This window comes from Acinetobacter sp. YZS-X1-1 (assembly GCF_000804305.1).
In the GTDB taxonomy this organism is placed as follows: domain Bacteria; phylum Pseudomonadota; class Gammaproteobacteria; order Pseudomonadales; family Moraxellaceae; genus Acinetobacter; species Acinetobacter variabilis.
Genome location: NZ_JWHB01000013.1, coordinates 30215 through 46831, shown reverse-complemented (window position 1 = coordinate 46831; position 16617 = coordinate 30215). Strand labels below are relative to the sequence as shown.

15 protein-coding genes are annotated in these 16617 nt (G+C 33.2%); 3 read left to right on the top strand and 12 right to left on the bottom strand.

The features are described 5' to 3' along the window. Nucleotides 1–21: 21 nt before the first annotated feature. The 12 genes from RJ01_RS08755 to tviB all read right to left on the bottom strand — a co-directional run bounded on the left by RJ01_RS08755 (nucleotide 22) and on the right by tviB (nucleotide 12521). Nucleotides 22–678, bottom strand: coding sequence for a NeuD/PglB/VioB family sugar acetyltransferase (locus tag RJ01_RS08755; RefSeq protein WP_034170776.1), 657 nt, complete (start codon nucleotides 676–678; stop codon nucleotides 22–24). Beyond that, nucleotides 671–1282, bottom strand: a complete 612-nt coding sequence (locus tag RJ01_RS08750) for a sugar transferase (RefSeq protein ID WP_034170775.1) — start codon at nucleotides 1280–1282, stop codon at nucleotides 671–673. Before RJ01_RS08750 ends, RJ01_RS08755 begins: the two co-directional genes overlap by 8 nt. Then, a complete protein-coding gene (locus RJ01_RS08745) occupies nucleotides 1275–2492 on the bottom strand; it encodes a glycosyltransferase family 4 protein (RefSeq protein WP_034170774.1) in 1218 nt (405 codons plus the stop codon). The genes RJ01_RS08750 and RJ01_RS08745 overlap by 8 nt, the downstream gene beginning before the upstream one ends. A gap of 3 nt (nucleotides 2493–2495) precedes the next feature. Continuing rightward, the gene (gene wecB, locus RJ01_RS08740; RefSeq protein ID WP_034170773.1) at nucleotides 2496–3626 is read right to left on the bottom strand and encodes a non-hydrolyzing UDP-N-acetylglucosamine 2-epimerase; all 1131 of its coding nucleotides are present in this window, start codon (nucleotides 3624–3626) and stop codon (nucleotides 2496–2498) included. Nucleotides 3627–3638: 12 nt separating this feature from the next. Further along, entirely contained in the window at nucleotides 3639–4751 is a 1113-nt protein-coding gene (locus tag RJ01_RS08735) for an NAD-dependent epimerase/dehydratase family protein (protein WP_034170772.1), read from the bottom strand. Nucleotides 4752–4753: 2 nt separating this feature from the next. Beyond that, nucleotides 4754–5788: a polysaccharide biosynthesis protein gene (locus RJ01_RS08730; protein ID WP_034170771.1), complete on the bottom strand. Its 1035-nt coding sequence runs from the start codon at nucleotides 5786–5788 to the stop codon at nucleotides 4754–4756. 12 nt (nucleotides 5789–5800) lie between these two features. Further along, nucleotides 5801–6916: a glycosyltransferase gene (locus RJ01_RS08725; RefSeq protein ID WP_052209082.1), complete on the bottom strand. Its 1116-nt coding sequence runs from the start codon at nucleotides 6914–6916 to the stop codon at nucleotides 5801–5803. After that, on the bottom strand, nucleotides 6913–8196 hold the full coding sequence (locus RJ01_RS08720; protein WP_034170770.1) for an O-antigen polymerase: 1284 nt from the start codon (nucleotides 8194–8196) through the stop codon (nucleotides 6913–6915). Before RJ01_RS08720 ends, RJ01_RS08725 begins: the two co-directional genes overlap by 4 nt. 1 nt (nucleotide 8197) lies before the next feature. Further along, entirely contained in the window at nucleotides 8198–8794 is a 597-nt protein-coding gene (locus tag RJ01_RS15625; protein ID WP_161792063.1) for a DapH/DapD/GlmU-related protein, read from the bottom strand. After that, nucleotides 8794–9921, bottom strand: a complete 1128-nt coding sequence (locus RJ01_RS08710) for a hypothetical protein (RefSeq protein ID WP_034170769.1) — start codon at nucleotides 9919–9921, stop codon at nucleotides 8794–8796. Before RJ01_RS08710 ends, RJ01_RS15625 begins: the two co-directional genes overlap by 1 nt. Next, nucleotides 9918–11144 (bottom strand): oligosaccharide flippase family protein, encoded by a 1227-nt coding sequence (locus RJ01_RS08705; RefSeq protein WP_034170768.1) that lies wholly within the window; start codon nucleotides 11142–11144, stop codon nucleotides 9918–9920. The genes RJ01_RS08710 and RJ01_RS08705 overlap by 4 nt, the downstream gene beginning before the upstream one ends. A 99-nt stretch (nucleotides 11145–11243) precedes the next feature. Beyond that, on the bottom strand, nucleotides 11244–12521 hold the full coding sequence (gene tviB / locus RJ01_RS08700) for a Vi polysaccharide biosynthesis UDP-N-acetylglucosamine C-6 dehydrogenase TviB (protein ID WP_034170767.1): 1278 nt from the start codon (nucleotides 12519–12521) through the stop codon (nucleotides 11244–11246). 298 nt (nucleotides 12522–12819) lie between these two features. Between tviB and RJ01_RS08695 the strand changes: the two genes are divergently transcribed. From RJ01_RS08695 to RJ01_RS08685, 3 genes are read left to right on the top strand one after another with little or no spacing between them, the layout of a single operon-like run. Further along, complete coding sequence (locus RJ01_RS08695) at nucleotides 12820–13920, top strand: polysaccharide biosynthesis/export family protein (RefSeq protein WP_034170766.1); 1101 nt, start codon at nucleotides 12820–12822, stop codon at nucleotides 13918–13920. Continuing rightward, complete coding sequence (locus RJ01_RS08690) at nucleotides 13920–14348, top strand: low molecular weight protein-tyrosine-phosphatase (protein ID WP_034170765.1); 429 nt, start codon at nucleotides 13920–13922, stop codon at nucleotides 14346–14348. The genes RJ01_RS08695 and RJ01_RS08690 overlap by 1 nt, the downstream gene beginning before the upstream one ends. A gap of 35 nt (nucleotides 14349–14383) precedes the next feature. Continuing rightward, nucleotides 14384–16573 carry a polysaccharide biosynthesis tyrosine autokinase gene (locus RJ01_RS08685; RefSeq protein ID WP_034170764.1) on the top strand — a complete coding sequence of 730 codons (2190 nt, stop codon included), beginning with the start codon at nucleotides 14384–14386 and terminating at the stop codon, nucleotides 16571–16573. Nucleotides 16574–16617 lie beyond the last annotated feature (44 nt).

The window sequence follows — 16617 nt, the reverse complement described above, 5'->3', positions numbered from 1 at the left end:
GAATTTTTAAAATTTAAAAACTTATTTTTTCTCTAAGATTCGTGCCGGATTGCCAACTACTGTCACACCCGGTGGAACGCTTTTGGTAACCACAGCTCCCATACCCACTACAGCGCCTTTGCCAATCACTAAAGGCTTGTCAGGTGTACCTTGTTTTATCACCGCACCCGCACCAATGTAGGCATGGTCATGAATATGAATATTGCCATTACACTGAACACCTGGGGCAAAAGTAACAAAGTCACCAATCACACAGTCATGTTCGACATAGCTATATAAGTTGGCATGAAAGCATTTACCAATTTTTATATTTGAGGTAATGCTCACAAAAGGGCTGAGTGCTGCCCCTTCTGCAATTTCTACCTGATCCATGAGTACCACATTATCTGCCTGAACCGTCCATAGCTCAATTGCATCTTGTTCAAGTTTTTTAGCTATTTTTTCACGGATCTGGCTATTGGCAATCGCAATGAGAACTGACTTTCTATCAGCCTTTAGATTTTTAAATGCTGCATAATTTAATGCTCTATGCTCATTAACCGTCATTTCTTCGATCAGACTGTCATCTATAAAATAGATTTCGGCATTTATATTCTGACGCTGTAATTGCTGGCGAGCTACAGGCATCAAGCTTCGGCCACAACCTGAAGCGCCATAGACGGCATAGATTTCAGTCATGGAGATTGCCCGTTTTTGTACCGGTAAATTTGGTCATGGTCGCTTCGCCCTCGGCACTGATATCATCTTTTGCTAAAACTTTATGTACCGTTTTAAACATGATTTTGAAGTCGAGCCAAACCGACTGATTTTCTACATACCACGTATCGAGTTTAAATTTTTCTTCCCAACTAATAGCATTACGTCCATTGACCTGTGCATGCCCTGTCATGCCTGGGCGGACTAAATGGCGTTTGGCTTGTTCTTGGTTATATAACGGCAAGTATTCCATGAGTAATGGGCGTGGTCCGACTATGCTCATATCGCCCTTAATGACATTCCATAATTCTGGCATTTCATCCAAACTACTAGAACGCAGCATTTTACCAAACGGAGTTAATCGTTCACTGTCTGGTAAGAGGTTGCCTTGTGCATCTACCGCGTCTTTCATACTGCGGAATTTAATCATTTCAAAAGGTTTGCCGTGTAAACCCGGGCGTACCTGACGAAATAAAACAGGCGAACCTAGATTTTTTTTCACTTTATGTGCCACATAAAAATACAACGGTGACAGTAAAATCAGGGCAATAGAAGCAATAATAATATCGAGGAGGCGCTTAATCATGTTGTACCTTTTCAAAAACTTCAACGAACTGTTTAACGCCACTTTCTAAAGATAATTCTTGTAGATAAAACTTACGCGCATTCAGGCACATTTTCAGCTGCTCGCTAGCAGGTAAATGATAAATTTTCAAAATAGCTTGCTGAATACTTTCTACATTTTCAGATATGGCAACACAACCACATTCAGCTCTTTGTACAAGATTAGCAGCATCCCCCGCCACAGCCATTAATACTGGTTTACCCATCGCCATATAAGCCTGAGTTTTAGAAGGTACGGTGATCTCAAATAATGGATCTTTTTTTAAGTGTACTAGTAATAAATTTGACAGCTCTAATACACCTCCAACTTCAGCCATAGGCATACGAGGGATAAAGATCACATTAGATATATTTTCAGTAATTAAAAGTTGTTTTAACCGCTCAGTTTCTGTGCCGCCCCCAACGAATACAAACTGGATATCTTCCATTTTCTGAACGTTTTTGGCAACTTCTAAAATAGTATCTAAAGCCTGAGCTTTCCCCATATTTCCTGCAAAAACAATATTAAATTTATTCTGCATGAGTTGTTGATATTCAACCTTTGCAGGCCGAGCCTGAGTTAACCCCTGCTCATCACACCAATTATAAATAATACTAATTTTTTCTTCTGGTACATCACGCTCTATCAACAGCTTTTTAAAGCCCGGACATAACACGACTATATGATCAACAAATCTATAAACCAGCTTACAGACTGAACCAATAAGATTTAAAATTTTATTGTTATTCAGCATGCCTGTTGCTTTTAAAGTATCAGGCCACATATCCTGAATGTCATAGACAATCGGTGTACGACGGAAAAACTTAATAAAAACAGCAGCGATCCCCACGGTTAATGGGGGGTGATAAGCATAAATTACATCAGCTTTTTTAGTTGCAAAAATACCAAAAATCATTGCCATGAAAGCAAAGCTAATATAATTAAAAATTCTTTTTAACGCAGAGCTATCATGATTAGGATATAAAGCCACGCGTAAAATAGAAATACCATCTATTTCTTCACGTTGATAAAGCTTTAACTTATAACCCTCATAAATTTTCCCACCCGGGTAATTTGGAAATCCCGTGAGCACCTGAACATCATGACCTTGTCGTTTTAACTCTTTGGCAAAAGCCAGTCCTTTAAAAGTAGGTTCAGGATCAAACCACTGCGTTAAAAGAAGAATTTTCATATTTTAGTACTTCTTCCACACCACACGGTTCACATAATCGGTATAGCTTAAAATAATACGCGCTACCTTTTCACCTACATTTGGCATACTATAATCTGCAACTAAACGTAATAATCTCTCCTCACCACGCGGTTGATGATCTAAAATTTCCAAGCCTTGCAAAACACGCTCTGCGGTTAAGCCCACCATCATCACAGCAGCCTCTTCCATACCCTCTGGTCGCTCATGTGCCTGACGCAAATTCAAAGCTGGAAAATTCAAAATTGAAGATTCTTCATTAATCGTACCACTGTCAGATAATGTTGCTTTAGCAGAAAGCTGCAACTTATTGTAATCACTAAATCCAAGTGGCTTTAACAATTGAATCAATGGATGAAACTCAATATTTAGTTCTTGAATGCGCTTACGGGTACGCGGATGGGTAGATACAATGACTGGATATTGATATTTTTCAGCTACCGCATTCAACATCTCAACCAAATCTAAAAAGTTCTGGTCTGAGTTAATGTTTTCTTCACGGTGTGCACTTACAATAAAATATTGATGCTCTTTTAACCCTAAACGTGCCAATACATCCGATGCTTCAATTTTAGCCTTGTAATGATGGAGCACCTCAAACATTGGGCTACCTGTTTTAATCACCTGATCGGCTGGCAAACCTTCTGCCAACAAGTAATCTCGTGCAATCGTACTATAGGTCAAGTTAATATCCGCTGTATGATCGACAATACGACGGTTAATTTCTTCAGGTACGCGCATATCAAAACAGCGGTTTCCTGCTTCCATATGGAATGTTGGAATTTTACGACGTTTTGCAGGTAATACTGCCATACAGCTATTGGTATCGCCTAACACCAATAGTGCTTCAGGCTGAACTTGCCCTAATACTTTATCTACAGCAATGATCACATTACCAATGGTTTCTGCACCCGTTGCACCTGCAGCATTTAAAAAATGATCAGGTTTACGGATACCTAAATCGGTAAAGAAAATTTCATTGAGTTCATAATCATAATTTTGGCCTGTATGTACCAAAATATGATCAAAATATTGATCACATACTGCCATCACGCGCGATAAACGAATAATTTCAGGGCGTGTGCCCACCACCGTCATTAATTTTAATTTTTTCACAATTTTTACTCTTTAATGGGTTAATGGCATTGCATAAGTATCAGGTTTTTCACGATCAAATATTTCATTTGCCCATAACATCACAACCATTTCATCTTCACCAATATTGGTAATGTCATGCGTCCAGCCTGGCACAGTTTCGACAATTCGTGGTTCATTTCCACAAGTTTCAAGCTCATAGAACTCACCTGTCACCACATGCTTAAACTTAAATAATGCCTTACCTTTAATAACCAAAAATTTTTCTGTTTTGGTGTGATGATAATGCCCGCCACGAGTAATGCCAGGGTGTGCAGTAAAGTAAGAAAATTGTCCTGCATCTGGTGTTTTCAGCATTTCTACAAATACACCGCGTTGGTCACCATATTTAGGTACGCTATAGTCAAATTGTTCAGGCTTCAAGAAACTTAAATAAGTCGAATATAACGCACGGGTTAAGCCTGTTCCGACACGATCTGTAATTAAACTTTCACGTGATTGTTTAAAACCCGCTAAGGTTTTTGCCAAATCACCTACACTAATTTGATATTCAGGCTTGATGGCAAAAACTTGTTCTACCTGCGCTGTACCTTGAATAATATTCCAGAATGATTCCACCACATCATCTACATAGACCAGACGGATCATGGCATTTTCATCATGAATTTGAATAGGTAAATCATGTGCGGTGTTGTAACAGAAGGTTGCCACAGCTGAGTTATAATTTGGGCGTGACCATTTACCAAATACATTGGCTAAACGGCAAATATAAACTGCATTACCCTGTTGCTGATTCAGCTCTAATAATACCTGCTCACCACCAAGTTTACTCTGCCCGTAGGCATTGTCACGTTCAGCCTGAATTGATGAAGAAAGAATAACAGGAGTCTGCTTTTTTACCTGTTTAAGAATATCTGCAATTTTTTGCGTCAGCGTAATATTTCCGTCTATAAATTCTTGTTCATTCAAAGGGCGATTAATCCCTGCTAAATGCACAATCCAGTCTGCAGCAAGTACAGACTGTTCCAGTTCTGACTCAGCGGAATTTCGATGAAACTTTAATACTTCAACATCAGATTTTTCTGAGAGAAATTGAATCAAGTTTTTTGCAATAAAGCCGTTAGAGCCTGTGACTAAAATTTTCATGTTTAAGCCTCTGGATCTATATATTGGCCTTGAGTTAAGGCACGTATAAATTCCAGCTTGAGTAAAAGCTTTTTCATGCCTTCAACATCTAAACGTTCGGTATTGTGGGAGTTATAATCTTCATATTGAGTAATTTTTAAATCGCCATCTTCAACATATTTTGAATAGTTTAGGTCACGCTGATCAGCAGGCACACGATAATAATAACCTTGATCCAAGGCAACTGCCATTTCTTCACGGCTCAATAAGGCTTCAAACGCCTTTTCACCATGACGCGTACCCATAATTGATATAGGATGATCCGGTACATTTACTAACTGAGTCAAAGCCTGCGCTAGAACATGGATGGTTGCTGCGGGTGCTTTTTGTACAAAAATATCGCCATTTTGACCATGCTCAAAGGCATATAAAACCAGGTCGACAGCATCATCCAAAGTCATCATAAAACGGGTCATATTTGGATCTGTTATTGTCAGAGGTTTGCCTTGACGAATTTGATCTACAAATAATGGAATAACTGAGCCACGCGAAGCCATAACGTTACCGTAGCGTGTACCACAAATCACAGTTTCTAGTTCTTCTAAGTTACGTGATTTAGCTACCATAACTTTTTCCATCATGGCTTTAGAAATACCCATAGCATTAATTGGATAAACTGCTTTGTCAGTACTTAAACACACCACACGTTTTACACGGTTCTGAATAGCCGCTTCCAGAACATTTTCTGTACCGAGCACATTGGTTTTAACTGCTTCCATTGGATGAAATTCACAAGATGGAACTTGCTTAAGTGCAGCAGCATGGTAAATATAATCTACACCACGCGTTGCATTAAGCACACTATTATAATCACGTACATCACCGATATAAAATTTCAGTTTAGATGAATGGTATTTTTTTCGCATATCATCTTGCTTTTTTTCATCACGGCTAAAAATTCGGATTTCTTTAATATCTGTTTCCAAAAAACGTTTTAGAACAGCATTACCAAATGAACCTGTGCCACCTGTGATTAACAAAGTCTTGGATACAAACATTATTTGCACTCCCTAGTTTTGAGAAAAGATTTGATAATTACTTGTAAGTATTTTATCAAACTGAAAATACTTAAGATAATTTTGATAAATTTCTAATCTAGAAAGGCTTGAAATTTCTGTATCATTAAAATTATCAATTAAATTAACGAACACATCAGGATTATCTAGAGAAAAATCCCATCCCAATTTAGCATCCTGCAAATTTCTCCAAGGAGTCTTATCACTAATAAGTACAGGAACCCCATAAGAAAAAGATTCAGCAATAACATGGCAAAAATTTTCACCTAAGCTTGGTAAAAATAATAAATTATATTGTGAAAATGTTTTCTTTATACATCCTGGATCTAATTTTCCTAAATAGTTAACTTTAATATTATTAGGCATAGTTTTTATCTCAATAAGACACAAATTCCAATAGTCTTTATCTTCGATAGGACCGAATATATCAAATATTACTTCCCTTTTACATTTTTTTAAAACTCTCAGACAAAATAATAAATTTTTGATTTTTGAAATTCTGGCCAAGTGTATTATCTTAAAACAATTTATATTAAATTTATTATCTTCAAAAATAATTTTATCAGGAATATCTGATGCAATAACAATTTCTTTACAATTTAAGTTTTTATTTATATCATTAGCCTCCATTTCATTAGAAGCTTGAATTCTAATTTGAGAATACAATTGCATCAAATTTACTATATGAATATATATATTTTTTTTATTTTTTTTTATTTTTAATGCATTAACTCCTAATTCCCCCCTAGGCGCCACTACAATTTTATTCTTGTTAAAAAAATTATAAAAATGATTCATCCAAATAAATCTAGAAGAAAATATAGAATCAAAAAAACTATTTAAGTAAATAAAGTCAGGATTAACTTCATTAATCATCTTTTCAAAGAATCCCTTATCTATATTACAGCGATCAACATAATAAACTTTACCACCATAACAATCTATCCAAACATTATTCTGGATATTATAAATTTCACCATCAATATCACAATTTAATGTAACTATATGAAAATTATACTCCAGATTATCAACCATATTTTTTAATGTCTTTACTGGCCCACCTGATTTAATTCCAGGAAGATAATGAGAGATAAAAACTAATATATTCACAATTTAACCTTATTAATAAAATTAAACAATATTGCCAAAATTATAGTTAGCAATATATATAAATTTCCACCTGGAAATCCTAAAGAAAAATAAAATATACCTTGCGTCAAAATTTGCATATGCAATAAAAAGAATAAAACAAAAATCCAGGGCTGATTTTTAGTATACTTATATATCCCTACATAAAATATATTTAATAAAAAAATGAATAATAAACAATATTTCCAACCACCCATCATATAGAAATCACTAAATAATGTTCCAAACATCCATTGATAAGGGGTATCACGAGTTACTAAATTAACATCCAAACCAAGAAGCTCAAGAAAAAAAGGGAATCTCAAATCCAACCCATAAAATAAAGCATCATTATGCTGCTCAACTGTTTCAGCAAAAATATATGGCTGTGCTCCAAAATAGGCTAAAATTGAGCCCCAGATACCTGTATGACTACCTGAGAATCTATTTAAAGTAAACAATATAAGAAAAAATAAAGAAAGAATACCAAAGCCAATAAAACTATATTTAAATTTGAGTTTCAATTCTTGAGTTAAATACGGATACCAAATCCAAAAATTAACTAATAAAAAGAATGGAATCCAAAGAAATCGATCACGAGCGGCAAAAACAATTCCACCAACCAAACCACTTAGAAGCCCTATAAATAATAAAAATATAATAAATTTATTAATTTTCTTAACAAAACCATAAAATATCAAAAAAATAAACAACGGGTAAAACATAGAAATACCTACAGAAAACGTTGTTAAAGCCCCTGTTGGTAAAACATTTGTTTCCTGTAAGGAAGTTCTAACATCTTTTGCACCTTGTAATAGTGCGGTAGTAGAATATGGCAAGAGATAAATTAAAGATATTAATCCAAATATACCTAAAAATAAACAAATATAAAAAGTTAAATGACTATCAATTATTTTCTGTAAATTTGGTCTATTTATTAAAATTAGTGGTAATAATAATGATAAACACATAATTGGCAAAATAAAATATGAAAAAATACTATTTGAAACAATATTTAAATATAAATCATTATAGCCAACAAAAACACATAGATTAAACATTAAAAAGTAAAGTAACATTAGGAAATAAAATATAATTTTATCTTTACACATAAATAAAAAAAATAAAAAAAATAAATTAAAAACAACAGTTGAAATATACCCCTTAAGATCAGAATCAAATATATTATATATAAACAATATAACCGTATATGAAAATATTAAAAATATATTAAATATGCGTCTATATGATAAATTTAACATATTATAAATCCGGCCATTTCTTAGAGAAAAATAAGTTTCCATCTAATTTTCTTATAAAATCTTCTTTACTTCTATAGCTAACTACCCGCTGTTGAGCACCAACTACAATACTATAAGGTTCAACATCTTTAGAAATAGTAGTACCCATTCCAATAATTGCTCCGTCACCTATTTTGACACCTGGTGTAATATTTACATTCATACCTATCCAAACACCCTTACCTATAATTACTTTTTTAAAAATATAATTATTATCATAAGGAATAGCCCCTCCTAAAATATCATGGTTACCCGTATAAATAGTTATATTTCTAGAAAGAATGCTTCCTTCGCCAATATAAATTTCACCATTCGAAAAAAAATAACAGTCTTTACCAATTCGTGTATACTTATCTAAGTATAATTTGGAGTAATCAGTAATATGTATAAAACCTAAAATTCTAGCTGTATTATGCATATTTTTTATTTTTTTAGAAAAGTACCATGTCCATGCTTGACGTAAAGGCTCTTTAATACAATAAATATAAATATAAATTATAGGTATATACATATACTTACTAAAAATAATATTTTTTAAATATCTAAAAAAATTAGTCATTAGAAGCTCTCTAAACCAATAATACATCTTGCTATTCGATCAAAATGAAATTTCATTCTAAACTCTATCCTAGATTTAGTTACAAGATTAACATTGTTTAATATTTCTATAAGATTATTTAAATGTTCACTATTATAGCAATAAGTATTTGAATAATTTAATATTAAATTCCAACAATCACCTTTAGGACCAAAATATATTACAGGTTTATCTGAAGCTAAGTATTCATATACTTTCAACGGTACTGTAGGAGATGGTTCTTTCTCACCTTTCGGCATTACTATTATTAAAATATCACTTTTCTGTATAGCATTTTTCACTTGAGTTTGTGAAACAAGCCCTAAATGACACCATTGATTTTTTTTATATTGTTTATGGATATTCCAATCTCCTTTGCCTGCAGTTAAAAATTTTATTTTATCAGACTTTGACTTCTTTTGAAGACAAGTATTAATTATATTTGAAATTTCCCCCCCATAAGAATCACCAAAGTAACCAATAGTTATAGACTCCGATTTTTTATCTTGAATACTATCAATGCAATCTATATATCCATTCGGCACATAAATAATCTTATTTTTAAAATTATTATACCCATTTAAAAAATTCAGCTTCATACTCAATGTATTTGTAATAATACAATCAATATTTTCAAATATTTTAGTTTCCATATTTTTAGCATACATTAAATGCAAGGGGGTATACCATTTTACTCTGTGATTTGTTACAAAAGCATCTCTAAAATCAGATATTACATATTTATTTGGATAGTTAGATTTAATCCATAGTGCAATCAATTGCAATGAATGAGGAGGGGTAGTGACTATTATTTTATCAGCATTTTCTACTAATTCACTATGTGTTTTCAAAAAAACAATTACTTTTTTTACCCAATATGCGATAGGATCTGGATAATAAAATAATCTCAAATATATTTTAGAAAAAAATCTCCTATTTTCTATAAAACTACTATCTATTGAGATCACTTCTTCTTGATTATCATGTTTAGATGATATGACTCTTACATTATAGTTATTTCTTTTACAAAAATCGCCTAAATTCCGTGCTCTAAAAGAAGAAGCTAAAGATTTTTCAGAATAATCATAAGAGAAAATCAATATATTCATAATTTACCACTATTTATTTTTGCAAAATATAAAAAGAAAAATAAGCAAACAAAATAATAAACAGCATTAGCAATACCAAACGCTTCAATAATAAAATTATTTTGACTGTTTATTAGTATAATTATAGGCAACACTCTAATTAACAATCCAAACAAAGTAAGAAACATCATTTGCTTATGTTTGTTTAAAGCATACATAACTGTAGATATAGGAGATGATATTAGTTGTAATAAAAACCAAGGTAACAACCATACAGATAAATCTATCAAACCTAACCATTTACTTCCTAAAATAAGAGTAACTAATGATTCTTGAATAATATAAAATATTGAAAACCCTAAAATACCTGAAATTAATAAATAAAAAACTACTTTTATTGTAAAATTAAAAACAGCTTCATTTATATTTTCCTGGATATTACTATAGTAAATTTGACTGACCGAAGATATAAGAATGCCTACAGGTGTTTGTATTAGACGCATTGCCATATAAAATATACCCATTTCATAACTATCATATAGTGTAGTCAATAAAATTATTGGAAGATGCAATCCCAATAAATTAAATATCGAATCAAGAGTAGAATACTTTAGATAATAAGAATATTTAAGAGCAACCTCTTTTAAACCATCAAAGGATATTTTTTTTATTGAAATAATATTTCTTACTTGAAATAAACTTCCTACAGCATAATTTAACACTTGCCCCAAGACTAGACTTATTGAACCTAGAGCTGGGAAAAAAGAACCTAACGCAATTTGTGACAAAGACATTGATGATATTTGCCATACTTTCAAGGAGGAAACTTTTTTATAATCCTTATATTTTAAATAAAAATTAGTAACTGAATTTGAAATACTACACAGCCATACTGCTATAGGCAAAAGAACTAAGTAAAAATCGATAATACCAAAAAAATACAAAATCAATATAATAAGTAGTAATAGTATAGAAAAGGCCGTAGACAATATTATACTTAACAAGAATAATCTTAATATATCTGATTCTTTTTCAGCTAAAGATATAGCGACTTCATATCTAAAACATGCAATTGTACTTAATAAAATTAATAATGATGTAAAAACAGATAAATGAGAAAATTGCTCTACAGAATAAATCCTTGCGATAATAGGAATTGTTGTAAAATAAATAACTTGCGCCAATACCCCTCCAGAAAAAATCACAAAGAAGTAGCGAAAGTATTTTTGTTGCAATTTACCCATAAATCAAACTAGAACTTTTAAAAATTAAAATTAGAAATCTTACTTAAAACCTTATATAAGTAACCAAATAGTTACTTATATAAGAGGCTTAATTAATTATCAAAGGCGTAAACCAACCAATTTTTTTGGTAAAATATACTTTAGGTCATAAATCACATTTTTTTCTTTACATAAATCTTTAAAATCTTGTTCAGACATTTCTTTAAATTGTTTATGCGCAACAGCTACTATAACAGCGTCATAATATCCTTTTTCTAAATTCGAGATTGGTGCTAAACCATATTCCATTTTAACCTCTACTTCATCTACCCAAGGATCATATATATCAATATCTAGGTCATATTCTTTTAGTGCATTTACCATATCTATAATTTTTGTATTTCTTATATCTGGGCAATTTTCTTTAAAACTTAACCCCATAACTAAGATTTTTGAGCCTATAACTTGAATACGTTTTTTCACCATTTCTTTAATTAATTGCGTAGCCACATATTCCCCCATACGGTCATTTAAACGTCGTGCCGCCAAAATAATCTCTGGGTGTAAACCAATAGACTGTGCTTTATGGGTTAAATAGTATGGATCCACACCAATACAGTGCCCACCAACTAAACCTGGACGGAATGGCAAAAAGTTCCACTTTGTACCCGCAGCCTGTAATACAGCTTCAGTATCAATTCCCATTTTATTAAAGATCACGGCCAGTTCATTAATCAACGCAATATTGACATCACGTTGAGTATTTTCAATCACTTTGGCTGCTTCAGCCACTTTAATGCTAGTCGCTTTATGCGTACCTGCCTCAATCACCAGGTTATACACCTGATCAACAAATTCAGCGACTTCAGGGGTAGAACCTGAGGTGATTTTCAGAATATTGGTCACTCGGTGCAATTTATCACCCGGATTAATTCGCTCCGGACTATAACCGGCAAAAAAGTCCTGATTGAACTTCAGGCCTGATACCTGTTCCAGAACCGGAATACAGGTCTCTTCAGTTGCACCCGGATATACTGTGGACTCATAGACCACCACATCGCCTTTTTTAAGCACCTGACCAATGCTGGTCGAAGCCTTAGCAAGTGGCGTTAAATCTGGCTGTTTAAATTCATCAATAGGGGTAGGCACAGTTACAATAAAAAAGTTACAGCTTTTTAAATCTTCTAAATTTGCTGAATAACTGAGCTGACTTGCCTGTTTGAGTTCTTCTGGGGAAACTTCGAGGGTATGGTCTTGGCCACTTTTAAGTTCATCAATTCGTTTTTGGTAGATATCAAAACCAACAACAGGTACTTTTTTCCCAAATTCAACTGCAAGTGGCAAGCCTACATAACCTAGACCAATCACCGCAATTTTTAAATCTGCAATAGAGAGCATTTCCACGCCTTATTTGTATAATGTGCTTAATAAGCTTAAATCTTTCGGCACGAATAGTATCAGAAAATAATAAAAATTCTATTATGATTTATGTTCAAATAACTTAAAATATAAAGCAATGTATATCTTTTGTGAAAGTTTGGTATTTTACTTATTATAAGTACCGCCTCTTACAAACTTGATTTTTTCCCTTTAAAAAAACTGGTAACAAGTTACAAATTGTTATGTATATAACTGGTAACTTGGGTAGAATAGCTTCAATTTGAATGAATCTAAAAATTAATATTTAGGAAGGCCTGTGCGACACTTTCAATTAGCTGTTTTATTGGCAGGTGGTATCACCACTACAGGGTGTGCAATCACCTCTGGTCTACAAACAAATGACTTACCAAGTGAGGGCATTTATCAAACTGATCTCGGTACTACAGTAAATGTCATTAAACTAGATCAAGAATCAATTATGGCTGCTCAGCCCGCTGTACATAATATTCAACAAGAATATGCTCATCTTTTTAGTACATCACACCGCAGCTATCAGTTGAGTCCGGGTGATATTTTATCTATTTATTTATGGGCTTATCCAGAACTTACCTCTGCAAGTGATATTACGAGTGACCAGTCTGCACAAGCGAATGGCTTCCAAATCGATTCAGATGGTTATATTCATTTTCCAATTATTGGACGCTATCAAGCTTCAGGAAAATCAGTAGCTCAGGTCAATCGTGAATTACGTAGTCAGTTGTCACGTTACTTAAAGACTCCGGATGTCATCGTTCGGGTATTATCATATCAAGGTAAAAGATATTCGGTTCAAGGCAATGTTGTAAAAGGAGGCCAGTTTTATCTCAATGATCAACCTGTTAGTGTTTATACAGCATTAGGAATGGCAGGTGGCATTAATCCTGAACAAGGCGATAATACTTCTATTACATTAGTCCGTCAGGGGCGTTCATATAGTTTAAACACAGTAGAATTAGAAAAAGCAGGATTCTCTCTACATAATTTATTAATACAGCCTAATGACACTATATATGTCAACAATCGTGAAAACCAAAAAGTTTATATCATGGGGGAATCCGGCAAAAACCAGTCTTTACCTATGCGCGACCAAGGTATGAGCCTTAGTGACGTATTAGGCGAAAGTTTAGGTTTAAATCCCCTTTCTGCTAGTCGTAGTAAAGTATATATAGTACGGAGTCAACCAAATGGTTCACTGACAGAAGTTTATCAGATGGACTTAACTAGTATTGCTGATTTTGGTCTAGCTAATCAGTTTAAAATGCATAGTAATGATATTGTATATATTGATGCTTCAGGTTTAGCACGCTGGCAACGTATAGTGAATCAAATTATTCCATTCTCTAGTGTTCTTTATCAACTAGATAATGTAGGTAAATAATGAAAATTAATAATATTTTAGTGGTCTGTATTGGTAATATTTGTCGTAGCCCAATGGCAGAATATTTTTTAAAACAGGAATATCCTCATTTAAATATTGAATCTGCAGGTATTTCTGGTTTAATTGATCATGCAGCTGATGAAAAAGCAAGTCTATGTATGCAACGCTTTGGAATTGATATGAGTCATCATGTTGCAAAAAAACTGAATGCAGAACTCATTAAAAAAGCCGACCTAATATTAGTTATGAGCCAGAATCAGCAAAAACATATAGAACAAACTTGGCCTTTTGCTAAAGGTAAAACCTTTAGACTTGGACATTGGCAAAGTAAAAATATTGCCGATCCTTATCAGCATGATCAAACAGTCTTTGATGAAACTTGTAGATTGATTCAAGACTGCATTACTGACTGGAAAAAATATATTTAAGTTTTTTAATATTTTCACTTTTTGATATTTAAATTATGAGCCAAACTGCCAATACCGAAGATACTATTGATCTGAAGGAATTATTTTTTTCCTTAATTGCTCAATGGAAACTGATCACGATCTGCATATTATTAAGTTTAATTGCGGCTTTATTATATTTACGGATTACTCCAGATACCTACAATGTAGATGCCTTGGTACAAGTAGAAGATAGTAAGGGAGCATCAGCAGCTTTATTAGGTGATCTTTCTAATATGATTGAGCAGAAATCTCCTGCTCAAGCTGAAATCGAGATTTTAAAATCGCGTCTTGTGCTTGGCTCAGTGATTAACCAGTTAAACTTGGACCTTGTAATTTCTGGTACTGAAGATTCGATCTGGAATCGCTTATTAAAAAATCATAATTATGATATCCAATATACGACAAAATCAGTGCTCTTTAAGGATAATGAACTTAGTTTTGACGTAAGGCAGTTTGATATTCCAAACTATTATAAAAATAAAAATCTGTTATTAAGTTTCGATCATAATAAATATAATCTGACTGATCCTGCAACAAATGACATTATATTTACTGCTCCTTTAAACCAAACTAGTCAAATTCAATCAAGATATGGTCTTTGGAAAGTCGCCATTTATAGTAAAGATCTCTTAAATTCTACTTATAATATTCAAAAGCTGACTTTGCCTGCGGCAGTGCAACGTGTACTTAATAATTATTCCGTTGCTGAAAAAGGTAAAATGACGGGTGTACTTGGATTAAATTATCAGGGCCAAGATAAACAGCATATTACTCAAGTATTAAATGCCATCTTAACAGCCTATAGTCAGCAAAATATTGAACGTCGTTCAGCTGAATCTGCCCAAACATTGAAGTTTCTAGATGAACAACTTCCTGAGTTGAGCCAACAGCTAGATCAAGTAGAACGTGAATTTAACCAGTTCCGTCAGCAATATAATACTGTGGACTTAACTAAAGAATCAGAACTGTATTTGACTCAAAGTATTGCTCTAGAAACACAAAAAGCCGAACTTGAACTTAAAGTTGCTGAAGCTTCTGCACGTTATACTGAAGAACATCCAGTAATGGAACAAATGAATGCTCAACTCGGTGCAATTAACAGTAAAATTGCAGCATTGAGTAATACTTTAAAGCAGCTTCCTGATTTACAGCGTCGTTACTTACAACTCTATCGCGAGGTTGAAGTTAAACAACAGCTATATACAGGATTGCTTAATACATACCAACAGCTTCGCATTGCTAAAGCAGGTGAAATTGGTAATGTGCGTATTGTTGATACTGCCGTAGAACCAATTGAACCGATTAAACCAAAGAAATTACAAATTATAATTCTATCTATCTTCTTAGGCGGTTTTTTAGGAACATTACTCGCTTTATTACGCAATATGATGCGTTCAGGAATCAAAGATTCAGCACAAATTGAAAGAGAGTTAGATCTGCCTGTATATGCAACAGTTCCTCGATCTCCTCTCCAAGAAAGTCGCGTCAATTTGCTGAAAAAGAAAAAGAGCATTCCTATTCTTGCGGTTAAAGATAGTAGTGATATTGCAATTGAAAGCTTACGCAGTATGCGTACTGCAATCCATTTTGCTTTGAGCAATGCCAAAAATAATATTATTGCACTTTCAGGTCCAGCTCCTGAAATTGGTAAATCATTCATTACTACTAACTTAGCCACTATTTTAGCTCAAGGCGGAAGCCGGGTATTAGTGATTGATGGTGATTTACGTCGTGGTTATTTAAATAAATATTTTAATAAAGAAGTGCAACCAGGCTTATCTGAATTATTAAATCATCAAAATAGTTATGAAGATGTAGTTCAAAACTCACAGGTTGATAACTTATTCTTTGTTACTCGAGGTAAAAGTCCAGTAAATCCATCTGAATTACTCAGTACAGATAAGTTCAAAGTTTTTCTTGACCAAGCTTCTGCTAGTTTTGATTACGTATTAATTGATACTCCGCCGATATTAGCCGTAACCGATGGTATCATCATTGCGCAATATGCTGGTGTAAATCTATTAATTGCACGTCATGGTAAAACACAAATTAAAGAGCTTGAGATTACTGTTACTCGTTTTGAACAGGCTAATGTAAAAGTTAATGGTGTTATTCTGAATGATGTACAAAAAGGACCTGGTAATGGCTATGGGTACGGATATAACTATGCTTATGCTTATAAGGCTTCAAAAGATGGAGACTAAGGTAAATTTAATTCATAGCAATCAAATTTATCCTAAAAAATAAA